The organism is Thauera sp. AutoDN2 (assembly GCF_051280715.1).
Classification (GTDB): domain Bacteria; phylum Pseudomonadota; class Gammaproteobacteria; order Burkholderiales; family Rhodocyclaceae; genus Thauera.
The window spans coordinates 1-22,077 of record NZ_JBNCAR010000033.1 but is presented as its reverse complement, the minus strand read 5'-3'; the positions used below and the strand labels follow the sequence as shown (position 1 = coordinate 22,077).

The window sequence follows — 22,077 nt, the reverse complement described above, 5'->3', positions numbered from 1 at the left end:
ATGGACGACCTCAGGGCATCGCGCAGCGTACGCCAGCGTGGCCGCGAGAGGCTCGGCTCCGGATGCTCCCTTGACCGACGCTGTCGGAGGGATGGGATGAGCACGCTCGCGCTGGCTTCGGGAGCGTGCCATGCGCGCCGTCCGCTGGGCCATTTCGTTGCCCTGCTCGCCGTGCTGCTGGCAATGCTGTTGGCCTTCTCTGCAGCGGACTGGGATTGGAGCGCGCTTACGGACGCCGAACGCCGCGCACAGGCTGCGGCGCGCATCGGCGCCTGGCTGGCAGCCTTCGCCCGCCCCGACCTGTCGCCGGACTTCGTGCGCAATGCCATGGATCTGACCCTGCAGACCCTGTCTGCAGCCATTCTCGGCACGGCGCTGGCGGTGATGCTGGCCTGGCCGCTGGCGATGGGGGCGAGCCGTGCCGTGTGCGTCGGCGAGGAGCGTGCCGTAGCCGGTGGCGGCCTGCTCACGCGCCTCTGGCGGAGCCTGCCGCTGCGCTCTCCGGCCGCGCTGCTGTGCGCCGCCTGCCGGCTGGCGCAGGATATCCTGCGTGCCGTGCCGGATTTCGTGTGGGCGATCATCCTGGTGGCGCTGATCGGTCTTGGCCCGCTGACCGGTGCCCTCGCGCTGGCGCTCAACATCACCGGCATCCTCGCCAAGGTGTATAGCGAGCTGTGGGACAGCGTAGACCCGGCGCGCTATGCCCAGGTGCGCAGCCTCGGCGGTGGGCGGCTGGCGACCTTTCTGTACGGCATCCGCCCGCTCGCCTCGCGCAATGTGCTGTCCTTCACGCTGATGCGCGCCGAATGCGCGATCCGCAACGCCGCGGTGATCGGTGCGGTGGGCGGCGGCGGGTTGGGCTCGGAGATCTGGTACCAGGTGCGCTTCGGTGCCTGGGATAAGGTGAGCACGCTGATCCTGTTCACCCTGTTGCTGACGCTGGCGGCGGACCTCGCCAGCAACACCCTCCGTCGCCAGTTGCGCGGTGACTCGTCCCGCCAGGGCGGCGGGGCCTCTTGCGTGGTGGCCGGTCGTGGCGATGGGCTGGGCGATGGACCGCAGTCGCCGGTGTGCGTGGATGCGCTACACCCGGGCCGGGTTGCAAGCGGGTCCATGTCTTCGCCTGTCACGCGGGGGGGCGCCCGTCCGCCGCCGGGTCCCTGGCTGGCTAGCGCACTGGTTGTGCTGGCGTTGCTGTGGTCGCTCTGGTTCATGGGCTGGGGCGACCGGGGGGGAGAGGATGGGGCGGCGCGAAACCATCTTGCGCCCGCCATGGAGCTGCTGAGCGGCGAGGCCTGGGGCAAACTGCGCTTCTTCGAACGCTTGCTGCGGCCCGAACTCGACCTCGCCGCGATCGGCTTTGGTGACCCGGCCAGAGTCAGCGCGCGGGCCGGCGAGGGCAAGGCGGTCGAACTCTTCGCCACCCATGGCGTGCTCGATTTCTGGCGGCCATCGGCTTGGCTCGCCTGGCAGCAGGCACTGCAGAAGTGGTTCGTGTGGCGGGTGTTTGAGTCAGCGGCGATCCCGCTCGCCATCGCGGTGGTTGGTACGATGCTCGGCGTGGCGGCTGCGATCCTGCTGACCTACCCGCACTCGGCCAGTTTCCAGCTACATGCCGCGCGCTTCAGTGGCGAGACGCCGGCGCCCTGGCTGCGCGTGCTGCGCGCCTTGCAGCTCGCGGCCGCGCGCGCAGCCGCGGTGATCGCACGCGGTGTGCCCGAGGTGATGTGGGCCTTCCTGTGCATCGCCTTCTTCGGTCCGGGCCTGGTAGCGGGCACGCTGGCGATTGCGCTGCACACGCTGGGTGTGCTCACCCGGGTCTTCGGCGAAGCGGTGGACAACCAGCCGTTGCGCCGCTTCGAGCCCACGTGCGGCGCCTCGCGCCTGGCGACCTATGGTCTGGTGGCAGTGCCGCGCGTGTGGCGCGACTGGATGACCTACAGCTTCTTCCAGTTCGAGAGCAACGTGCGCGCAGCGGTGGTGCTCGGACTGATTGGCGTTGGTGGCCTGGGCTTCCAGTTCAGCTTCAACTTCGAGTGGTTCCGCTTCGAGCGTGCCGGCACCTACCTGCTGGTGATGGTGCTGCTGACGGTCATGATCGACCGCGGTTCGCGTCTGCTCAAGCTGTCCCGGGTTGGGCGCTGAACGGTCGGGCAGCAGGCAAGGGCTTGGTGTAGGCTAATAGGCGGATCAGCCGGCGCCCGACGAACAAGCCGGTAACCACCTCACCCACAGGAGCAGAAACATGAGCAAAGTAACCCTCGGCGGCAACCCGATCGAAGTGGCGGGCCGTTTCCCGCAGGCCGGCGATGCTGCGCCCGCCTTCAGCCTCACCGGCGCTGACCTGGCGGACGTCGGCCTTGGCGCTTTCGCCGGCAAGCGCAAGGTGCTGAACATCGTGCCCAGCCTGGATACCCCGGTGTGTGCGGCTTCGGCGCGCAAGTTCAATGAGGCCGCTGCCGGTCTCGCCGACACCGTGGTGCTGGTCATCTCGGCCGATCTGCCTTTCGCCGCCAAGCGTTTCTGCGAGACTGAAGGCCTGCAGAACGTGCATACGCTGTCGACCTTCCGCAACCCCCAGTTCGCCCAGGACTACGGTGTGGCGATCACCACCGGTCCGCTCGCGGGCGTGACCGCGCGCGCGGTCGTGATCGTGGATGCGAATGACAAGGTCGTCTACGCGCAGCGCGTACCCGAGATCAAGCAGGAGCCGGACTACGCGGCGGCGCTCGCGGCGTTGAAGTAAGCGCATCCGGAGCATCCAGCGCACAGCATAGGACGGGCCCCACGCAGGGCCCGTTGCACGTGTGGGCTCAGCGTTGAAGTGCGGCGGATTCCGGCCGCTGCGGTGCGCCAAGGTGGCTGTCGTCCTCGAGCGGAAACACGCCGAGCTTCTGGTCTGCAAGGCGAACCGTACTCGGTCCGCGGTCGTGTGGGATGCGCAGCGTGTTTTCGCCCATGGCGATGACGCAGCCCTCGTACATCGCACTCTCTGCGTTCACGCGTGCCTGCTGGACCAGCATCAAGTGGTGGCGCAGGCCTTCTTCCTCGCCACGCAGGGTTTCAATCTCTGTAGACAGGGTGGCGGCGGTTTCCTCTGCGCGGGCGATGATCTCGGCTGCGATCTTCCCCGGGCTGCGATCGGCCAGGGTGAGCAGCTTGCCGATCTCGAGCAGCTTGTTCTCCCTTTGGTCGCGCGCTGAGGCCTTGTCCTGCACGGCGCGGGCAAGGGCAGGATCGCTGCCGATTTCGATCTCGGTGCGGATGCGGTTCGGGGCGCCGATCACGCGCGCATGCACGGATAGACCGGCACGTGTCAGCCCGCCGACGATGTGACCGCGGCGCTCATGTCCGACGCGGACGTGGTTTGCGGCTTCAAGCTGGCTTTGCATGACCAGATCATCGATGAAGATCGAGTCGCCGGCGCAGATGCGCGCCTGCTGGGCATAGGTGGCGGAGAAGCTGCCTTCGCAGCGGATTGCGTGGGCGTTGGTGTCCTTGGCTGCGCCCTTGGCGCCCAGGCTGCCGACGACCCCGCCTCGCACGACAATGTTTCCGCCAGCCTCCAGGGTTGCGTTCTCGACCGCGCCGCCGATCTCGATGTCGCCGGTCGCGCGTACCGTCATGCCCGCCTGTACGTCGTTGCGTACGCGGACAGTGCCGTCGAAGACGATGTTTCCGGTGGCCATATTTACCGCGTCTACGGTAAACACCGGCTCGACTATGATGCCGCCGCGCACCTTCAGTGGCTGGCCGTCGGTGCTTGCCACGAGCAGGTCGGGGTCGTCAGCTGCGGGCGCCACGCCGCGCAGGCCGGCGGCGAAGACCACGTTGCGACCAGGCTTGGCGGGCACCGGGCGAGCACAGACGCTCAGGCCTTCGGTGCCATTCGTGGGGGGGTGGCGGCGCATCAGTGCATCGCCGGCATGCACCACCAGCACCTCGCCGAGGTCGCGATAGTCGGTGCGTCCGCTGGGGTGCACGCTCGGGACGCGTTCGCGTGTCTCAGGTAACAGGCTCTCGAGCTGCCCGTCCTCACCGGCAACGGGTTCCCGTCCGCGGGCGATGACCAGGTCCTCGGCCTTGCCGGCGGCGATGGTATCCGCGATCGCTTCGTCCAGCACGCCTTCGAAGACACCCTTGCTTGCGAGCAGCGCGCGCAGATCGGATTCAGTGGCGGGCTTGCCACCCTTGGGGGGAACGAGGTTCAGGCGCGCGGTGAGCCCATCGAGTGCGACTACGAGCTCGAGGCTGGCATCGACACAATGGGCGATCTCGATCGGCGGCACGGTCTCGCCCGCGTTGTAGCGTGCGATCAGGTGCTTGATCGGCTCGGGCCGGATCTGCAGCTTGCCGTAGCCGGCGGCTTCGAGCCGGCTGCGCAGCCACATCGCGTCGACACGCGGGAAGCGGGCGTCGGGCGCGACGCTGGCGCTGAGCGTGCGCGTGGCCTCGTCCAGCGTCAGGGTCAGTGCAGGCCCGGTGGGGCGGTCGTTGTCCATGCGTTCGGTATGTGTCCCTGTGGAGGGCGGAAGTGTCGCTGCATTCTAGATGTCCCGTGATGAGGTGTTCATGCGCTGGATCAATCGCGGGTTCCGCAAGGCGTGCCGCCGGTCAGCGGGGCGTCTTCAATGGGTCGGGCAGCTTCAGGGTGCCGGAATCCGAAAAACGCATGCTGCCGATCAGCCCGCCGGCGAGCCGGCCGCGCAAGGTGTAGGGTACTTCGGCCTTGCCCTCGCCTTCGATCACTCCCAGCGCCTGACGCACTACTGCGATGGCCGACACCGACACCGGGATCTCGATCAGCGCCTCGCCGAAACGCGGCACGCTGCCGCTGCGGTCGCTGACGCCGCTGGCGAAGGGGCGATTGTTGAGGTCGAGGTCGAGCGCGATGCCGTCGAAATCGATCGCGCGCTCATTGGGGTTCTGCACACGCAGCTTCACCTTGAAGCGCATCTCCATGCCTTCGCCCGGAATTGGCTCCAGCCCGACGACGTTGATGCGCACCTGCTCCCGATGCGTGAAGCTCGCGCAGCCGGTGAGGCCGGTCAGCAGCAGCGTGCAGAGCGCGAGCAGCAGGGCGCGCAGGAAGGATGGAGGCGCTGCGGGGCTTGCGAAGGACATGGCGGATCTCCCGGAAATGCGGTGTGTGAGCTTGGATCTGCGGGACAGGGTTGCACCATTCTGTCGATCCGTTCTGCATGCTCTGAAGTCATGCGTGTGCTGTGTGTGGCGTGCGTGTGAGCCAGTCGAGCAGGCGATCCATCAAGGCGTGGGTCATGGCGAAGTGATCCGGTGCCCCGTCCAGGATCGTAGCCTCGTCCTGAATCCAGCGCGCCGGCACGAGCTCGTCGCGGCAGTGGTGGACGATCGCGTGCAGGCTTTCGGGCGTCATCTCGAGGTGGAATTGCAGGCCTACCGTGCGTTCGCCGAGCTGGAAGGCCTGGTGTCTGCAGGCGGCGCTGCTGGCGAGCAGTCGAGCGCCAGGCGGCAGGTCAAAGGTCTCGCCGTGCCAGTGCAGCACGGCGGTGCGCGCCGGGAATTCGAAGCGCGGTACCGGCGTGTCCGTGTGATCCGTGCTGCCTGCGGACGTGGCGGCCGCAACCTCGAACCAGCCGATTTCCTTCTCGGCATTGCGATACACGCGTGCACCGTGGGCGCTGGCGATGAGTTGCGCCCCGAGGCAGATGCCCAGCACCGGGCGATTGAGGGCGATTACTTCGGCGATGAAGCGCTTCTCTTCCACCAGCCAGGGGAATTCCGCTTCGTCGTTGACGCTCATCGGTCCGCCCATCACCACCAGCAGTCCGACCTCAGCCGGGTCGGGCAGCGCGGGGGAGGCCCAGAAGCGGGTGTAGCGGATGTCGGCCCCCCGTTGTGCCAGCCATTGGCCGATGTAAGCGGGGCCTTCGAAGGGAACGTGCTGCAGGATGTGCGCTTTCATGAGGGCGGATCGGTGGCGGTGGGTGGGCACTGACCGAAGCATAGCCCAGTGCGGGCGGGCTGTCGGCGAACGGGCGAAGCGGCAATAATTCTGTATGCCCGACACCGATGCCCCCGTTCCGCGCCGAGCGTTCTCCACCCTGCGCGGCCTGCTCCCCTTCCTGCGCCCCTACCGTGGGCGGGTGGCTCTCGCCTTCCTGTTGCTGTGCCTGGGATCGGCAGCGATTCTCGTTGTACCGCTGGCGTTTCGTGACCTGATCGATGCGGGCTTCGGCGGCGTGTCTGCGGCTGGCGTAGCCCGCACCGGGGCAGCGGCGGGCGGAGGGCTGTTCGGCGCGCAAGGTCTGGACGGGCGCTTCGTTGCGCTCTTCGGCCTCGCGGTGTTCTGGGCGGCGGCCGTGGCGGCGCGCTATTACACCGTGTCGTGGATCGGCGAGCGGGTCACCACCGATCTGCGTAGCGCGGTGTACGCGCGTGTGCTGCGCCAGTCACCGCAGTTCTTCGAGACCCTGCAGACCGGTGAGGTGCTGTCCCGGCTCACGGGTGATACGACGCTGGTGCAGACCGTGGTGGGGAGTTCGATCTCGATGGGCCTGCGCAGCCTGTTCCAGTTCGCCGGCGGCATGGTGATGCTGGCGGTCACCAGCGTGCAGCTCTTCGGCCTCATCTTCGGGCTGATGGCCCTGATTGCGCTGCCGATCACCCTCATCGGTCGCCGCGTGCGCAGCCTGTCGCGCGAGGCGCAGGACCGCATTGCCGATGCGTCGGCGCTTGCCGGCGAGATCCTCAACGCCATGCCCACGGTGCAGGCCTTCACGCAGGAGGACAACGAGGCCGCGCGCTTCGCTGCGCGCGCCGAGACCAGCTTCGCCACCGCGGTGCGGCGCACGCGGGTGCGCGCGGTGCTCACCGGGCTGATCATCGCCGCGGTGATGGGCACGATCATCTTCGTGCTGTGGATCGGCGCGCGCCAGGTGCAGGCGGGCGCACTGTCGGTGGGCGAGCTTGGCGCCTTCGTGATCTACGCTGCGCTGGTGGCGGGCGGCGCCGGCACGCTGGCCGAGGTATGGGGTGACGTGATGCGTGCGAGCGGTGCCACCGGACGCCTGCTGGAGCTGCTGCACGCCGAGCCGGCGATCCGCGATGCGGAGATGGCTGCACCGGCGCCGTGGGGGCGGGATTGCCCGCTGCCACGGGATAGGTCTCCGGGCGCATCGACCGTTGCGCAGGCGGATTCGGTTGCGGAGGCTCGAATCGAGCTCGAGCACGTCGTTTTCCGCTACCCCGCGCGCCCGGCTGTGGCGGCGCTCGACGACGTCTCGCTGCAGATCGCTGCAGGCGAGAAGGTCGCGCTGGTCGGCCCGTCCGGTGCGGGCAAGACCAGCCTGTTCCAGCTGCTGATGCGCTACTACGAGGTGTCCGACGGCCGGGTATGCATCGGCGGCCGCGACCTCCGCACGTTGCCCTTGCGCGCCCTGCGCGCGCGTATCGCCATCGTCCCGCAGGACCCGGTGATCTTCTCCGCGAGCGCGCTGGACAATATCCGTTACGGCCGCCCCGACGCCCGTGACGACGATGTGATCGCTGCCGCCCGCGCCGCTGTGGCCGATGAGTTCATCTCCCGCCTGCCCGAGGGCTATGCGACCTTCCTCGGCGAGCGTGGCACCCGGCTCTCGGGCGGCCAGCGCCAACGCATCGCGATCGCGCGTGCGATCCTCAAGGGGGCGCCCATCCTGCTGCTCGATGAAGCTACCAGTGCGCTCGACGCCGAATCCGAGATCCTGGTGCAGCAGGGCCTGGCCGCCGCGATGCAGGGGCGCACCACACTGATCATCGCGCACCGCCTGGCGACGGTGCAGAAAGTGGACCGCATCGTGGTGATGGACGCCGGCCGTATCGTCGAGACCGGCACCCCGGCCGACCTGCGCCGCCAGGGCGGGCTGTACGCACGGCTGGCGGCGCTGCAGCTGGAGGGGTGAGCGGACCAGCGGGTCGCGGGGGCGCCACGTGCACAGATGTTTCATCGAATGCGGGGTCGTGACCCGTATTGGCGCCGCCGATGATCCGCTCTCAGGGGAGTACCCGCTCTCGAAGAAAGCGTGGGAAGCGCGGCTGGCCGCCCGGGGTGAGTTCGCGGTAGCGATAGGTGACGAGCGCACCGAGCGGCGGCGGTGCGGCGCGCAGGGCGTCGGTGAGGCCGCTGCCGATACGAAAGCGGCGGCCGTCATCGGTCTCGACGAGCAGTGCGCCGACCTTGCCCTGGAGTCGGCCCTTGCCGGGAACGTAGCCGATGACGCGTGCCTCGGCGTCAAGCCAGGGCGTGAGCTTACGTAAGGCGGCGCTGCGACCGGGCTCCCACTGCGCGTCGGCACGGTGGAGCATCAGCCCTTCGCCGCCACCGGCCAAGGTCTCCTCGAGCATGCGCTGCAAGGCAGCGCGGTTGGCTATGCGCTGCTGCGGCACCAGTTGCAGCCAGGGGCACGCGGTGCTGGCGACGATCTGCCGCAGCGCCTGTAGCCGGGTGCTGAAATCGCCCGCGCCGCCGGGCTGGTCGAAGAGCATGTAGCGCACGTGGCGCCAAGCGGGGTCATGCGGATCCTCGCGGCGGATCAGGCCTGAGAGTGCGTCGAAATTTCGGCGGTCGATCCAGAGTTCGCCGTCCAGCGGCGTTGCGGGCAGCGCGGCGATGAACCACGCGGGGGTGACGATTTCGCGCCCGCTGCGAAAGCGTAGCCGTTGTCCGTCCCACAATGCGCGCACGCCGTCGAGCTTCTCGCTGATCCAGTAACCGGCGGGGTCGAGCTTTCCGTCGTCATGCAGCGCGAGCATTGCCGGCGGTGCGCTGGCCTGCACGGCGTCTGTGGCCTGGGCGAAACCGGCGGTCGGCAGCAGGCAGGTGGCGATGGCCAGGGCGCAGAGGCCGGGACCGATGCGTGCTCGGAACGTGGCGATGGAAGCGCACATGACAGAGTCTCTGTAAATGACGAACGCATTGTAGGAGACGGTGGGCGATGCTGCCAGCGCGGCCTCTGCGGTGCGAGTGCTGGATCAGCGTGCGTGCGCGATCTGCTTTTCCCGGTACATCGCGCAGTCCGCACGTTGCATCAACGCTGGGGCGCTGTCGCCATCGCGCGGATACAGCGCGACACCGATGCTGCCCGAGATGATGATGCGCTGACCGTGGATGTCGAAGGGGCTGGCCAGGGCGGTGTGCAGCTTGCCGGCGACGTTGTCGGCGTCCTCGTCGGCTGCGATCATCGGCAGCAGTACGACGAACTCGTCGCCGCCGATCCGAGCTGCGGCGTCGGACTCGCGCACCAGGCCCTGCAGACGCTGGGCGACTGCTTGCAGCAGGGCGTCGCCGATGTCGTGGCCGTACCGGTCGTTGACCGGTTTGAAGCCATCCAGATCGATGAACAGGACCGCCAGCAGATGATGGTTGCGCTGGGCGGCGGCAAGCGCACGTTCGAGGCGCTCGAACAGCAGTGCGCGGTTGGCGTCCTGCACCACGATGATGCTCTCGTGCGCCATTTCCACCAGCGAGCGGTAGCGCTCCTCACTCTCCTTGAGCGCCTGCTCTACGCGCTGGCGCGCTGCAATGTCCTCGCCCAACTGTCTGCCGAGTGCGGCCAGGCGCTGGTTCACCCCACGCAGGTGTCGGATCCAAAGATAGGCCAACAGCAGCAAGAGGAAGAAGCCTGCGCTGATCCGGAGGAGGAGGATGCGGCCAACCCCGGATGCAACATCGATCGCGACGTGCCGGTTGACGATCTCGTCGACCTCCTCTGGCGTCAGGGATGCGATTGCGGCGTCGAGCGCGGCAAGCAGCTCCGGGCGCTTGCCGACGATGCCGATGCGCATGCGGTTGCCGTACGCGGGCACCTCGCCGGCGATCCTGAGGTTGAACCAACCTTCGGTCTTGATCGTGTGTGCGACGATGGTGAGGGCACGCAGGGTGAGTTCAGCTTCGCGCTGCTCGACCATGCCGAGGGCATCCGCCTCCGAGGCGACCGGCAGGATACGCAACCCGGGGAAGTCACGTCCGACCTGCTAGATGATCGAGGTCGCCGTAGGTAGCGCGATCATCGTCCCGGCGGGCAGGTCCGCCAGGCTGGCGATGTCCGGGTGTTCGGCGCGGGTGATGATGACGTTGCGGTCGAAGAAGTATGGGCGGGTGAAACTGAGCCAGCCCGCTCGCTCCGGCGTCTCGTTGAGGAAGGAAAGGGCGTCGCACTTGCCGGTACGGGCCAGTGACAGACTCTCATCCCAACTGGTGCTTTGGACGATGCTCAGGCGCAGGCCGGCACGTGCCGCGATCAGCCGGGTCAGGTCGGCGGCGATGCCGCGATGGCGGCCCTGTTCGTCCAGCCATTCATAGGGAGCCCAGTCGGGATCGATGCACAGGCGCACGTTTGCGCCCTCGCCCGCCGCGGTGGCGGATGGGCCAGGCTCGGCGCCGATTGCCAGCTTGAACGCGACGGCAAACATCAGTCCAAGAAGCAGGGTGCACAAGCGTTTTCGAGCACCATACCGTGCGCGTGCGCTTGGGGCTGAACGGTTGCTTGTCGAGGCCGCCGCTCGCGGGTTCGTTGTCGGGAACGGCTTGGGGGATGCCCAGCAGGGGGAGACGCGAGGAGTCACGGGGGATGAGGTGGTGGATTCGCGCGCACAGCCGCTCTGCCGGCCCGGCATGGTTGTCCGGCAGGTGGTCGCGCTCGTCCGGATTGTGCCATTCGCCCGAAACCACCCGGTAGTGTGCTTTTACACACAGGCTAAGAAATTTACTCCTGATGACTCTACCTGACCTTGGTGGCGATGATCGGAGAGGTCGCGGGGCGACGGCTGGGGCAACGACCCGTCTGAACGGAGGGCGCCGGTGACTGCGTTCTTTTTTCATGCCCTGGGCACGTTCCTGCCCAGGGGGCGTTCGGGACGGCGCGCGCAGAAGCGCACGCCGCTCGCCTCAGGCCGCCTTTTCTGCTGGCGCCTCTGCGCGCGCCGGCTGCAGGCGATTGATGCCGCTGATGATGGCGCGGATCGAGGCGGTGACGATGTTGCTGTCCACCCCCACGCCGTAGCGGTCGCCGCCTTGCCCGCCTGCCTCGGTGAGTTCGAGGAAGGCGCAGGCCTGGGCGTTGCCGCCGTCCTCGCTGGGGGTGATCGAGCGCTCCTCGAAACTGCGTACCTGGACGTCGATGCCGGCGCCGCGTAAGGCGTGGATGGCGGCGTCGATCGGGCCGTTGCCCTCGCCGACGAGCAGGTGGCGGGTGCCGCCGATCTCGACCACGAGGCGGATGCCCTGCGCCGCGCCGTGTTCGAACAGGTGGTGCTCGACGTAGCGCACCGGCGCGACGGTGTCGAGATAGGTGGCGCGGAAGAGGTCCCAGATCGCCGCCGCCGACATCTCGCCGCCGGTGGCGTCGGTGACCTGCTGCACCTCGCGCGAGAACTCCACCTGCAGGCGGCGCGGCATCGCGATGCCGTACTCGGTCTCGAGCAGGTAGGCGATGCCGCCCTTGCCGGACTGGCTGTTGACCCGGATCACCGAGTCGTAGCTGCGGCCGACGTCGGCGGGGTCGATCGGGAGGTAGGGCACGTTCCACGGAGCATCCGCCTTTTGAGCGGCGAATCCCTTCTTGATGGCGTCCTGGTGGGAGCCGGAGAAGGCCGTGAACACGAGATCCCCCACATAGGGGTGGCGTGGGTGGATGGGCAACTGGTTGCAGTACTCGACGGTGCGCGCGACGGCGTTGATGTCCGAGAAGTCGAGTCCGGGCGAAACGCCCTGCGTGTACATGTTGAGCGCGAGGGTGACGATGTCGACATTGCCGGTGCGCTCGCCGTTGCCGAAGAGGCAGCCCTCGACGCGGTCGGCGCCGGCCATCATGCCGAGCTCGGCAGCCGCAACGCCGCTGCCGCGGTCGTTGTGCGGGTGCAGCGAGAGCACGACGCCGTCGCGGCGCGCGAGGTTGCGGTGCATCCACTCGACCTGGTCGGCGTAGACGTTGGGCGTGGCGACCTCGACCGTGGCGGGGAGGTTGATGATGACCTTGTTGTCGGGCGTCGCGCCCCACTCGGCGGTCACCGCATCGCAGACTTCTCTGGCGAAGTCGAGCTCGGTGGCGGAGAAGGTTTCCGGGCTGTACTCGAGGCGGATCTCGGTGCCGCACGCGGTTTGCATCTGCTCGCCGATCTGCTTGATGAGCCGCACGGCCGACACCGCGAGCGCCACCACCTGCGGCTTCTCCATGCCGAACACGACCTCGCGGAAGGTGGGCGAAGTGGCGTTATAGACGTGGATGATCGCCCGCGGCGCGCCGCGTACCGATTCCATCGTGCGGCGGATAAGGTCCTCGCGCGCCTGGGTGAGCACCTGGATGGTCACATCCGCGGGGATATGGCCGCCCTCGATGAGGGTGCGCACGAAGTCGAAGTCGGTCTGCGAGGCGGACGGGAAACCGACCTCGATCTCCTTGAAGCCGATGTCGCACACGGTGCGGAACATGCGCATCTTGCGCTCGACGTTCATCGGCTCGAACAGCGCCTGGTTGCCGTCGCGCAGGTCGGTGCTCATCCAGATCGGCGCGCGGTCGATGACCTTGTTCGGCCACTGGCGGTCGGCGAGCGCGATCGGGGCGAAGGGGCGGTACTTGGCGGCGGGGTTCTGCAACATCATGGCGCGGTCCTCGTGGGCATGGCGTGATTCGATGGACGAAAGTCTACGCCGGGTGTCGCGGCAGACGATTGCGTTGTTGCAGTGCGATGCGGCGATTTGGTGCAGAAACGTTCACATTGCAGTGTCGAAGTGCAAGAATCTGCCGATTGGAAAGAATGGACCGCCCGATCATGCAACTCGACCGCTACGACCGCCAGCTCCTCGAGCTCTTGCAGCAGGACGGCCGCATCAGCAACCAGGACCTCGCCGACCGCATCAGCCTGTCGCCCTCGTCCTGCCTGCGCCGGCTGCGCGCGCTGGAGGACGCCGGGCTCATCGTCGGCTATCGCGCCCTGCTCGATGCGCGCAAGCTGGGCCTGTCGCTGATGGCCCTGATCCACATCTCGATGGACCGCCATACGCCGGAGCGCTTCGCCCACTTCGAGGCGGAGGTCGAGAAGATCCCGCAGGTGCTCGAATGCCTGCTGATCACCGGCCAGGACGCCGACTACCAGCTGAAGGTCATCGTCGCCGACATGGACGGCTACCAGGAACTGCTGCTCAACCGCATCACCCGCATTCCCGGTGTGACCGGGGTGCATTCGAGCTTCGTGCTGCGGCGGGTGATCGACAAGACGGCGCTGCCGGTGGTGGGATGAACGGCTCCGCGCAGAAACGAAACAGCCGCGAGCATCGCCCGCGGCCGTCGTATCGCTCCGCCGTCTGCCGCGCTTACTTGCCGGCGTTCGGGAAGAACAACTGCTCCCCTTCGATCTTGTAAGACGCGATCGCGTCCTGCCCGGCGGGTGACACCACCCACTCCACGAACTTGCGCGCCTCGGCCGTCTTCACATGCGGGTGGCGCTCCGGATTGACGACCATCACGCCGTACTGGTTGAAGAGGCGGGTGTCGCCCTCGACCAGCACCGCGAGGTCGGCGCGGTTCTTGAAGCTGAGCCAGGTGCCGCGGTCGGCGAGCACGTAGGCAGCGGAGGACGCCGCCATGTTGAGCGCCGGACCCATGCCGCAGCCGCATTCCTTGTAGCCCGTGCCCTTGTTGTCCACGCCGGCGGCCTTCCAGTAGCGCAACTCGGCGGCGTGCGTGCCGCTCTTGTCGCCGCGCGACACGAAATTGCCATTGCTGGCCGCCAGCTTCTGCAGGGCAGCGGTGATGTCCTTGCCGCGGGTGCCGGCCGGATCGTCCTTGGGGCCGACCAGCACGAAGTCGTTGTACATGACCTTGCGGTGCTCGATGCCGTGGCCTTCGTCGACGAACTTCTGCTCCGCTGCGGCGTCGTGCACGAACACCACGTCCGCATCACCGCGGCGGCCGACGTCCAGGGCCTGGCCGGTGCCGAGCGCAACGACCTTCACGTCGATGCCGGCAGCCTGTTTGAACTGCGGCAGAATGTGCCCGAAAAGGCCGGACTGCTCGGTCGACGTGGTCGAGGCGACGACGATGGAGGGGCCTTCGGCCTGCGCGGACAACGACAGCAGCGCGAGCAGGCTGGCGGCTGCAGCGGTGCGGAGGTGCTTGCGCGACAATGCTGCGAGTTGGGACGTCATGTGGGTGTCTCCTTTGGTTAGCTCCGGGGTGGGCGCTGGTTTTCTTGGGGCTGTGGCATTGCCCTGCGTCCTCGTGTTGCGCCAATCTATGGAGCCTGGAAACCGCGATCAATATGAAGAGAAATGCATAGGATCAGCCTCAACTACACGCTCGGCACCGAGGCTGCACCGGCGCTGATCCGCAATCCGCTGCTCGATCTGCTGCAGGCGGTCAGCGACCAGGGTTCGATCTCGGCCGCCGCGCGCCAGCTCGGCCTGTCGTATCGCCACGTCTGGGGCGAGCTCAAGCGCTGGGACGCCGCGCTCGGCCAGCCCCTGATCCTGTGGGAGAAGGGCCAGGCCGCGCGCCTGACCGACTTCGGCGCCAAGCTGCTGTGGGCCGAGCGCCAGGCCCAGGCGCGCCTGCTGCCGCAGATCGAGGCCTTACGCGCCGACCTGGAGCGCGCCTTCGCCGTAGCCTTCGACGAAACCGCGCATGTGCTCACCTTCCATGCCAGCCACGATGAGGCGCTCGTGGCGCTGGCCGAGCATGCGCGCCAGGCGCGACTGCATCTGGACATCCGCTTTTCCGGCAGCGTGGATGCGATTCGTGCGCTCAACGAGGGGCGCTGCGAGATGGCGGGCTTTCATGTGCGCATCGCGCCCGCCCAGGGTTCGCTGACGCAGCGCACCTATAAGCCGCTGCTGCGCCCCGGGCGGCACAAGCTGATCGGCTTTGCGCGCCGCAGGCAGGGCTTGATCGTGGCGCCCGGCAATCCGCTCGGGCTCGAGACCTTGACCGACCTGGCCGACAAGGGCGCACGCTTCGTCAACCGCGCGCTGGGTACCGGCACCCGCGTGCTATTGGACGAACTGCTGGCCGAGGCGGGGATCGCCCCCGAGCGCATCCGCGGCTACGCCGAGGTCGAGCCCTCGCATGCTGCGGTGGCGCGCGCAATCGCCACCGGGCGCGCGGATGCGGGTTTCGGCATCGAGGCCGGGGCGCAGGCGCTGGGGCTGGATTTCGTGCCGCTGGCCGAAGAGCAGTATTTCCTCGCGTGCCTCAAGAGCAGCCTGGCGCAGCCGGCGACGCAGGCCCTGCTCGATCTGCTGCGTACCGGGGCCTGGCAGCACAGCTTGTCCGCCCTGCCCGGCTACACGCCCGCGCGCAGCGGCGAGGTGCTGGCGATGAACCGCGAACTGCCGTGGTGGCGGTTCCGTCCGCGTGCCGTCGAACATGCGGAGCGCGGGCCGCACGGCCATGGCCCTGCACCGGGCGCGGAGGTGGGCGCGGAGGTGGGCGGATGGAGCTGAAGTGGCTGGAGGATTTTCTCAGCCTCGCCGAGACCGGCAGCTTCTCGCGCTCGGCCGAGCAGCGCCACGTGTCGCAGCCCGCCTTCTCGCGCCGCATCCGCGCGCTGGAGGCCTGGCTGGGTGCGCCGCTGGTCGATCGCAGCGCCTACCCGACGCAGCTCACCGCAGCGGGTGAGGCCTTCAAGGGCCCCGCGGCCGATCTCATCAGCCGGCTGCACTCGGCGCGTGCGCTGGCGCGCGGCCTGCAGCCGGTGGCCGGCGGCGTGCTCGCCTTCGCGGTGCCGCACACGCTCGCCTTTGCCTTCTTTCCGGCCTGGCTGGCGCGGCTGCGGCAGGACTTCGGCGCCGTGCCCACGCGGTTGATGGCGGGCAACGTGCATGACGTGGTCAGCAGCCTGGTCGAGGGCGGCTGCGACCTCCTGCTCTGCTACCACCATCCGGCCTACCCGGTGTGGCTGGACCCCGCGCGCTTCGACGGGCTCAAGCTCGCCACCGAGGCGGTGCGGCCCTATCTGCCGCGCAGTCTCGCCGCGAGCGGACGCTGGCGGTTGCCGGGCACGCCCGCAGCGCCGATTCCCTTCCTGCGATACGGACCGAACACCTACCTGCGCCGGATGGTCGACACCATCCTCGATCGCGCCGGCCAGCCCGCACATCTGGCGTTGCAGTACGAATCCGACATGGCCGAGAGCCTCAAGGCGATGCTGCTCGCCGGCCACGGCCTCGCGTTCCTGCCCGAGAGCGCGGTGGCGCGCGAGCTGGCGCGCGGCGAGATCGCGCCCGCCGGCGATGCGCGCTGGACGCTGGAGATGGAGGTGCGGCTGTACCGCGACCGCGCCAACACCCGGCCCGAGCTGCTGCGCCTGTGGGCGTACCTGACGGGCGCCGTGGAAGGTGGCGATCGGGGGTGACGGGGTGACCACGGGGGGCGACGCCCCCGGGTGCGTGAGCCCCAAGCGGCGGCATCCAAAGGTTATGCGTTGAACGCATGACCCGATGATCCAACGGCATCCACCCTGCGCGGCGGGGACAACAGAATGTGCGCTTCCCCACCCCGGAGACACCGCACATGAGCGCCACCCCCCCGAACCCCGCCTCCTTCGACAAGCTGGGCGGCCTGTCCTACCTCAACCCGGCCGCGCCCGAACCCTGGGCCAGCTTCGTGCAGCAGATCGAGCGTGTGCGCCCCTACCTCGGCTCGCTCGAGCGCTGGGTCGAGACCCTGATCCGCCCCAAGCGCACGCTGATCGTGGATGTGCCGATCGAGCGCGACGACGGCACCGTTGCCCACTTCGAGGGCTACCGCGTGCAGCACAGCCTGTCGCGCGGCCCGGGCAAGGGCGGTGTGCGCTTCCACCCCGACGTGACGCTCAATGAGGTGATGGCGCTCGCCGGCTGGATGACCATCAAGAACGCCGCGGTCGGCCTGCCCTTCGGCGGCGCCAAGGGCGGCATCCGCGTCGACCCCAACAGCGTCAGCAAGGGCGAGCTACAGCGCATCACCCGGCGCTACACCTCCGAGATCGGCGTGATCATCGGCCCCGATCGCGACATCCCGGCGCCGGACGTTGGCACCAACGCGATGACCATGGCGGTGATGATGGACACCTTCTCGATGAACCGCGGCGGCACCGCCACCGGCGTCGTCACCGGCAAGCCGATCGCGCTCGGCGGCAGCCTGGGCCGCCAGGAAGCCACCGGCCGCGGCGTGTTCATCACCGCGCGCGAGGCCGGCCGCACGATCGGCCTGCAGATCGACGGCGCGCGCGTGGTCGTGCAGGGCTTCGGCAACGTCGGCGGCATCGCCGCGCGCCTGTTCCACGAGGCCGGCGCGCGCGTGCTGGCGGTGGCCGACCATACCGCGACCTTGGCCAACGAGCACGGCATCGACATCCCCGCGGCGCTCGCGCACGTGGCCGCGAACGGCGGGCTCGCCGGCTTTCCGGGCGCTGCGCCGATCGACATCGAGGACTTCTGGCAGATCGAGTGCGACTTCCTCGTCCCGGCTGCGCTCGAGGGCCAGATCACCCCGGCGCGCGCCGAGCGCATCCGCACCCGTATCGTCGTCGAAGGCGCCAATGGTCCGACCACGCCGGCGGCCGACGATGTGCTGTGCGAACGTGGCGTGCTGGTGGTGCCCGACGTGCTGGCCAACGCCGGCGGCGTGACTGTGTCCTATTTCGAGTGGGTGCAGGACTTCTCGAGCTTCTTCTGGACCGAGGAGGAGATCAACGAGCGCCTCGAGCGCCTGATGGTCAACGCCTTCGCCGCGATCTCGCACGTGGCTGCCGACAAGAAGGTGTCGCTGCGCACCGCGGCTTTCATCATCGCCTGCCATCGCGTGCTCGAAGCGCGCGCCGAGCGCGGCCTCTACCCCTGATCGCAATGCCGCCTCCCTTCATGCGGGGGCGGCGGGCGGCCTCGGGCCTGGCGTTGTCGCCGATCTGGGCCGCTGCGGGTATGCTCTCGGTCGGCCCGTTCGGGCGTGGTCGGGGACGGAGGGCAGGCTTGATCGAACGCGGAGTGAGGCGCCGGGAATGGCTCGGGCAGCGTGTCTGGCTGGCGCTGGCCCTGTGCTGCGTGTTCGCCGCGGCCGTGCAGGCCTACCGCATCAGCGAGCGGCTCGGCGCCGAACGCATGCGTGTGGAGGCCAATCATCGGCTGGAACTGCTCGCTGCGGCGGTCGATAGCATCATCCTGCGGCTTGAGCACATCCCCGGCACGCTCGAGCTCAACCCGGACCTTCGCGCCTGGCTGTTGGCGCCCGGCGACCCTGTGCTGGCGGCGCGGGTGCAAGCCTTCCTGCATGCGCTCAACGATCAGGTCGGCGCGCGCCTGATCTACCTGCTCGATGCCGATGGCCGGCTGCTGGCTGCGGCGGGTCGTGACACCTCGGCCGCTGCGCCGGGCGAGGACCTGTCCTTCCGCAGTTATTTCCGCTGGGCCCGGGGGGGGCTCACCGGGCGTGACTTCTCCGTGGGGGAGGCAGGCGAGGATGCGGGGTATTTCGTCTCGCGTCCGATCCGCGACGGTGAGGAGGTCGTCGGTGTCGTGGCGGTCAAGATCGATCTGGGGGTGCTGCAGCAGGCCCTTGAGGCGCTCGAGGAGCCCGCGCTGATCGCGGACAGCAATGGAGTCGTGATCATGAGCGCAGTCAGTGGCTGGCGCTACAGCGCACTCGAGCCGATGAGTGCGCTCGCCCATGCTACCGCGCGGGCCAGCCGGCTCTACGACGACGAGGAGATCGTGCCCTTTGTCGTCCCGCTGCCCCTGCGTACCGGGAGCCCCCCTGAGGAGGCGACTCTGCCCGCCCTGGTGCTGACCGCAGACGGCGCCGGCCGGCTCGACGCCGCACGTTATCGGGTGGTGCTCAAGCTGCTCGAGCGCACGGGCTGGCGCGTGGTCCTGTTCTCGAATCTGCGCAGCCTGCGTGCCGAAGCGTTCAGCCATGCAGCGCTGGTCTTCAGTGCGGGCACGGTCCTGCTCATGGCATTGGCCTATCTGCTGCAGCGGCGTCGTATCGTGCGTCAGAAGCTTGCTACCCAGGCACTGCTTGCAGAGGCCAACCGCGTTCTCGAGACCACCGTCGAGCGCCGTACGCGTTCGCTGCGCGAAACCAATGAGCGCCTGCAGCGTGAAGTCGCCGAACGTAAGGCGGCCGAGGCGGAACTGCGCACTGCACAGGACGAACTCGTCCATGCCGCCAGGCTCGCCGCGCTCGGGCAACTGGCCACGGGCATTACCCACGAGCTGTCGCAGCCGCTGGGCGCGCTGTCCACGCTCAACGACAATGCCGCCGAGTACCTGCGCCGTGGCGCCACAGACAAGGCGGCGCGCAACCTGGAACTGGTCGCCGAGATGGTGGGGCGCATGGATGGCATCATCACGCCGCTGCGCGACTTCGCCCGCAAATCGCCCGCTCAGCCGGGCGAGGTCCGGCTGAGCGAAGCGGTTGACGCCGCCCTGCGCCTGGTCGATCACCGGCTGCAGAAACAGGGTGTGGAGGTGGTGGCCCGGGTACCGGCGACGGCGCGGGTCTGGTGTGACCGTGGCCGCCTGGAGCAGGTGCTGGTCAATCTGTTCGGCAATGCGGCGGACGCGATGGAGGGGTGCCCGACGCGCAGGCTGACAATCGAGATCGAGGGTGTCGCCGACTGGCCCGACGCGATCGTGGTCAGCGACACAGGGAGGGGCCTCGCCGAAGGCGTGCGTGCACGCCTGTTCGAACCCTTCTTCAGCACCAAGCCACGGGGCGTTGGTTTGGGCCTTGGGCTGGCGATATCCCGCGACATCGTGCACGAGTTCGGCGGCACGTTGAGCGCGCGCAACGGCGAGGGTGGCGGGGCGAGCTTTCGTATCGGTTTGCCGCCGCACAAGGAGGACAAGGCATGAGCGAACACGCGGTTCTGCTCGTGGAGGACGACCCGCATCTGCGTCTCGGTTGCGAGCAGGCCTTCGAGATCGCGGGTATTCCGGCAGTTGCCGTGGGCTCGGCGGAAGAGGCGCGCCGTCACCTTGACGGCGCGGGGGTCGATGTCGTGGTGACTGATATGCGCCTCCCCGGCGAGGATGGCATGAGCCTGCTGCAATGGCTGCAGAGCCGGGATGAGAGCTTGCCGGTGATCATGATCACCGGCCACGGTGGCGTCAGTCATGCGGTGGAGGCGATGCGTGCCGGTGCCTACGATTTCATCACCAAGCCCTTCGCCTCGGCCCACCTGCTGGACGTGGTGCGGCGCGCCCTGGAGAAGCGCCGCCTGAGCCGCGAGGTTCAGCAGTTGCGCAGCCAGCTCGCACAGCGTGCGGGTGCAGGGCAGTACCTGATTGGCCAATCGCCGGCCATGGTGAAGCTGCGCGAACTGGTGACCAGCCTCGCCGACAAGGATGTGGACGTCCTGGTGCATGGCGAAACCGGCACCGGCAAGGAGCGGGTGGCGCGCTGCCTGCACGAGCTCGGTCGGCGCGCGCGCGGCAACTTCGTCGCGATCAACTGCGGCGGTCTGCCCGAGCATCTGCTCGACAGCGAGCTGTTCGGGCATGAGGCCGGCGCCTTCACCGGTGCGGCGCGTCGGCGCGTGGGGAAAATCGAACATGCCAGCGGCGGCACGCTCTTCCTCGACGAGATCGAGAGTATGCCGGTGCAGGCGCAGATCAAGCTGCTGCGCGTACTTCAGGAGCGCTGCCTGGAGCGCCTGGGCGGCAATCAGCTGGTTCCGGTAGATACCCGCATCGTGGCGGCCACCAAGGACGACCTGCGCCAGCGCGCGGACGAGGGCAGCTTCCGCGAGGATCTGTACTACCGCCTCAACGTGGTCATGATCGAGCTGCCGCCCCTGCGCGAGCGGCGCGAGGACATTCCGCTGCTGTTCCAGCATTTCCTGCAGCAGTCCGCGCAGCGCCATGACCTGCCGGTGCCCGAGTGCCCGCCCGAGCTGATGCAGCGCTTGCTTGCCCATCCCTGGCGCGGGAACGTGCGTGAACTGCGCAACATGGCGGACTGCATGGTGCTCGGGATCCGTCGCGAGGTGCTGGCGGAGGCCGACAGGGATGCGGTCGACCCGCCCTCGCTGGCCGAGGCGGTGGACGCCTTCGAGCGCAGCCTGATCGCTGCGGCACTGGCGCGTTGCGACGGCAACCTCACGCGCGCGGCTGCCAGCCTGCGTGTGGCGAAGACCACGCTGTTCGACAAGCTGCGCCGGCATGGGCTCGAGGGTGGTTCGATCGGGCGCTGACGGGCGCGATCGCGTGGCGCCAGCGTTCGGTTTTCCGGACGTCGCCAGGTCGATTTGTCCGAAAAGCCGAACGCGGGACGGCGCATGGATTGAAAAACCGTTTCAATTCATTAATTTGTTTTTGCTTCTGCCTGGCACGTTCGGTGCTAGGTATTTCCTCCGTGGGTTGCGGCATGGTGCCGCAGCTCATCGCATGCCCGAAGCACAACAGGGCAGGGATTCTTACAGGAGGAGTACACAATGAAGAAATTGAGCGCAATCGCCGCTGCCTTCGCCCTCGTGGGCACGATGGGTGCAACGCCCGCCGTCGCGCAGCAGCAGTTCGTCACCATCGGCACCGGGGGCGTGACCGGCGTCTATTACGCCGCCGGCGGCGCGATCTGCCGCCTGATCAACAAGGACCGCGCCCAGCACGGGTTGCGCTGCTCGGTGGAGAGCACTGGCGGCTCGGTGTACAACGTCAACACCATCAAGGCCGGTGAACTCGACTTCGGCGTTGCCCAGTCCGACGTGCAGTACAACGCGGTCAAGGGCCAGGCCCAGTTCGCCGATTCCGGACCGGTCGCGGACCTGCGCGCGGTCTTCTCACTGCACCCGGAGCCGCTGACCGTGCTTGCGCGCAAGGAAGCGGGCGTGAGCACGATGGAGGGCTTCAAGGGCAAGCGCTTCAACATCGGCAACCCGGGCTCGGGCCAGCGCGCCACCATGGAAATGCTGATGCCGGCGCTGGGCATGAGCAAGGATGACTTCTCGCTCGCCTCCGAGCTCAAGCCCGACGAGCACGGCGCGGCCCTGTGCGACAACAAGATCGACGGCTTCGCCTACGTCGTCGGCCACCCGGCCGCCAACATCCAGGATCCGACCACCACCTGCGGCGCCAAGCTGGTG

General features: G+C 68.2%; 18 protein-coding genes. 10 read left to right on the top strand and 8 right to left on the bottom strand.

The window, feature by feature from the left end; genetic code table 11:
- Window positions 1-96 precede the first annotated feature (96 nt).
- Both ACPT9U_RS14890 and tpx read left to right on the top strand, forming a co-directional pair.
- Window positions 97-2,145, top strand: coding sequence for a PhnE/PtxC family ABC transporter permease (locus tag ACPT9U_RS14890; protein ID WP_435751484.1), 2,049 nt, complete (start codon window positions 97-99; stop codon window positions 2,143-2,145).
- Window positions 2,146-2,245: 100 nt separating this feature from the next.
- Entirely contained in the window at window positions 2,246-2,746 is a 501-nt protein-coding gene (gene tpx, locus ACPT9U_RS14885; protein ID WP_435751483.1) for a thiol peroxidase, read from the top strand.
- A gap of 67 nt (window positions 2,747-2,813) precedes the next feature.
- Here the strand turns inward: tpx and ACPT9U_RS14880 are convergent, their stop codons facing one another.
- From ACPT9U_RS14880 to ACPT9U_RS14870, 3 genes are all read right to left on the bottom strand, one after another.
- Window positions 2,814-4,502, bottom strand: coding sequence for a DUF342 domain-containing protein (locus ACPT9U_RS14880; protein ID WP_435751482.1), 1,689 nt, complete (start codon window positions 4,500-4,502; stop codon window positions 2,814-2,816).
- 112 nt (window positions 4,503-4,614) lie between these two features.
- A complete protein-coding gene (locus ACPT9U_RS14875; RefSeq protein ID WP_435751481.1) occupies window positions 4,615-5,124 on the bottom strand; it encodes an LEA type 2 family protein in 510 nt (169 codons plus the stop codon).
- Window positions 5,125-5,212: 88 nt separating this feature from the next.
- A complete protein-coding gene (locus ACPT9U_RS14870) occupies window positions 5,213-5,944 on the bottom strand; it encodes a type 1 glutamine amidotransferase (protein WP_418365254.1) in 732 nt (243 codons plus the stop codon).
- Between the two features lie 94 nt (window positions 5,945-6,038).
- On the opposite strand from ACPT9U_RS14870, the gene ACPT9U_RS14865 reads away from it, so the two are divergent.
- Entirely contained in the window at window positions 6,039-7,922 is a 1,884-nt protein-coding gene (locus ACPT9U_RS14865; RefSeq protein ID WP_418365253.1) for an ABC transporter transmembrane domain-containing protein, read from the top strand.
- A gap of 91 nt (window positions 7,923-8,013) precedes the next feature.
- Here the strand turns inward: ACPT9U_RS14865 and ACPT9U_RS14860 are convergent, their stop codons facing one another.
- The 4 genes from ACPT9U_RS14860 to leuA form a co-directional block, all read right to left on the bottom strand.
- Window positions 8,014-8,907: a DNA ligase gene (locus tag ACPT9U_RS14860; protein WP_418365252.1), complete on the bottom strand. Its 894-nt coding sequence runs from the start codon at window positions 8,905-8,907 to the stop codon at window positions 8,014-8,016.
- Between the two features lie 84 nt (window positions 8,908-8,991).
- Complete coding sequence (locus tag ACPT9U_RS14855; RefSeq protein ID WP_435751480.1) at window positions 8,992-9,969, bottom strand: diguanylate cyclase domain-containing protein; 978 nt, start codon at window positions 9,967-9,969, stop codon at window positions 8,992-8,994.
- Between the two features lie 24 nt (window positions 9,970-9,993).
- A complete protein-coding gene (locus ACPT9U_RS14850; RefSeq protein ID WP_435751479.1) occupies window positions 9,994-10,455 on the bottom strand; it encodes a transporter substrate-binding domain-containing protein in 462 nt (153 codons plus the stop codon).
- A 451-nt stretch (window positions 10,456-10,906) separates the two neighbouring features.
- Window positions 10,907-12,619: a 2-isopropylmalate synthase gene (leuA, locus tag ACPT9U_RS14845; protein WP_435751478.1), complete on the bottom strand. Its 1,713-nt coding sequence runs from the start codon at window positions 12,617-12,619 to the stop codon at window positions 10,907-10,909.
- A 155-nt stretch (window positions 12,620-12,774) separates the two neighbouring features.
- Here leuA and ACPT9U_RS14840 point away from each other — a divergent pair, with 155 nt between their 5' ends.
- The gene (locus ACPT9U_RS14840; RefSeq protein WP_094267387.1) at window positions 12,775-13,257 is read left to right on the top strand and encodes an Lrp/AsnC family transcriptional regulator; all 483 of its coding nucleotides are present in this window, start codon (window positions 12,775-12,777) and stop codon (window positions 13,255-13,257) included.
- A 73-nt stretch (window positions 13,258-13,330) separates the two neighbouring features.
- On the opposite strand, the gene ACPT9U_RS14835 is transcribed toward ACPT9U_RS14840, so the two are convergent.
- A complete protein-coding gene (locus ACPT9U_RS14835; protein ID WP_435751477.1) occupies window positions 13,331-14,164 on the bottom strand; it encodes an extracellular solute-binding protein in 834 nt (277 codons plus the stop codon).
- Window positions 14,165-14,287: 123 nt separating this feature from the next.
- On the opposite strand from ACPT9U_RS14835, the gene ACPT9U_RS14830 reads away from it, so the two are divergent.
- The 6 genes from ACPT9U_RS14830 to ACPT9U_RS14805 all read left to right on the top strand — a co-directional run.
- Window positions 14,288-15,457: a substrate-binding domain-containing protein gene (locus ACPT9U_RS14830; RefSeq protein WP_435751476.1), complete on the top strand. Its 1,170-nt coding sequence runs from the start codon at window positions 14,288-14,290 to the stop codon at window positions 15,455-15,457.
- Window positions 15,448-16,368 carry a LysR family transcriptional regulator gene (locus ACPT9U_RS14825; protein WP_418365245.1) on the top strand — a complete coding sequence of 307 codons (921 nt, stop codon included), beginning with the start codon at window positions 15,448-15,450 and terminating at the stop codon, window positions 16,366-16,368. Before ACPT9U_RS14830 ends, ACPT9U_RS14825 begins: the two co-directional genes overlap by 10 nt.
- A 158-nt stretch (window positions 16,369-16,526) precedes the next feature.
- On the top strand, window positions 16,527-17,837 hold the full coding sequence (locus ACPT9U_RS14820) for a Glu/Leu/Phe/Val family dehydrogenase (RefSeq protein ID WP_435751475.1): 1,311 nt from the start codon (window positions 16,527-16,529) through the stop codon (window positions 17,835-17,837).
- A 128-nt stretch (window positions 17,838-17,965) separates the two neighbouring features.
- The gene (locus tag ACPT9U_RS14815) at window positions 17,966-19,849 is read left to right on the top strand and encodes a sensor histidine kinase (RefSeq protein WP_418365243.1); all 1,884 of its coding nucleotides are present in this window, start codon (window positions 17,966-17,968) and stop codon (window positions 19,847-19,849) included.
- Window positions 19,846-21,189, top strand: coding sequence for a sigma-54-dependent transcriptional regulator (locus ACPT9U_RS14810; RefSeq protein WP_435751474.1), 1,344 nt, complete (start codon window positions 19,846-19,848; stop codon window positions 21,187-21,189). Before ACPT9U_RS14815 ends, ACPT9U_RS14810 begins: the two co-directional genes overlap by 4 nt.
- A gap of 240 nt (window positions 21,190-21,429) precedes the next feature.
- On the top strand, window positions 21,430-22,077 hold a 648-nt coding region (locus tag ACPT9U_RS14805; RefSeq protein WP_435751473.1), incomplete at its 3' end, for a TAXI family TRAP transporter solute-binding subunit.

What these genes read in the sequence shown, in the direction of transcription:
- ACPT9U_RS14840 (WP_094267387.1), top strand. Translation starts at nt 12,775, where the DNA reads ATGGACCGCCCGATCATGCAACTCGACCGCTACGACCGCCAGCTCCTC.
- ACPT9U_RS14835 (WP_435751477.1), bottom strand. Translation starts at nt 14,164, where the DNA reads ATGACGTCCCAACTCGCAGCATTGTCGCGCAAGCACCTCCGCACCGCT.
- ACPT9U_RS14880 (WP_435751482.1), bottom strand. Translation starts at nt 4,502, where the DNA reads ATGGACAACGACCGCCCCACCGGGCCTGCACTGACCCTGACGCTGGAC.
- ACPT9U_RS14830 (WP_435751476.1), top strand. Translation starts at nt 14,288, where the DNA reads ATGCATAGGATCAGCCTCAACTACACGCTCGGCACCGAGGCTGCACCG.
- tpx (WP_435751483.1), top strand. Translation starts at nt 2,246, where the DNA reads ATGAGCAAAGTAACCCTCGGCGGCAACCCGATCGAAGTGGCGGGCCGT.
- ACPT9U_RS14820 (WP_435751475.1), top strand. Translation starts at nt 16,527, where the DNA reads ATGAGCGCCACCCCCCCGAACCCCGCCTCCTTCGACAAGCTGGGCGGC.
- ACPT9U_RS14865 (WP_418365253.1), top strand. Translation starts at nt 6,039, where the DNA reads ATGCCCGACACCGATGCCCCCGTTCCGCGCCGAGCGTTCTCCACCCTG.
- ACPT9U_RS14810 (WP_435751474.1), top strand. Translation starts at nt 19,846, where the DNA reads ATGAGCGAACACGCGGTTCTGCTCGTGGAGGACGACCCGCATCTGCGT.
- ACPT9U_RS14825 (WP_418365245.1), top strand. Translation starts at nt 15,448, where the DNA reads ATGGAGCTGAAGTGGCTGGAGGATTTTCTCAGCCTCGCCGAGACCGGC.
- leuA (WP_435751478.1), bottom strand. Translation starts at nt 12,619, where the DNA reads ATGATGTTGCAGAACCCCGCCGCCAAGTACCGCCCCTTCGCCCCGATC.
- ACPT9U_RS14860 (WP_418365252.1), bottom strand. Translation starts at nt 8,907, where the DNA reads ATGTGCGCTTCCATCGCCACGTTCCGAGCACGCATCGGTCCCGGCCTC.
- ACPT9U_RS14875 (WP_435751481.1), bottom strand. Translation starts at nt 5,124, where the DNA reads ATGTCCTTCGCAAGCCCCGCAGCGCCTCCATCCTTCCTGCGCGCCCTG.
- ACPT9U_RS14870 (WP_418365254.1), bottom strand. Translation starts at nt 5,944, where the DNA reads ATGAAAGCGCACATCCTGCAGCACGTTCCCTTCGAAGGCCCCGCTTAC.
- ACPT9U_RS14890 (WP_435751484.1), top strand. Translation starts at nt 97, where the DNA reads ATGAGCACGCTCGCGCTGGCTTCGGGAGCGTGCCATGCGCGCCGTCCG.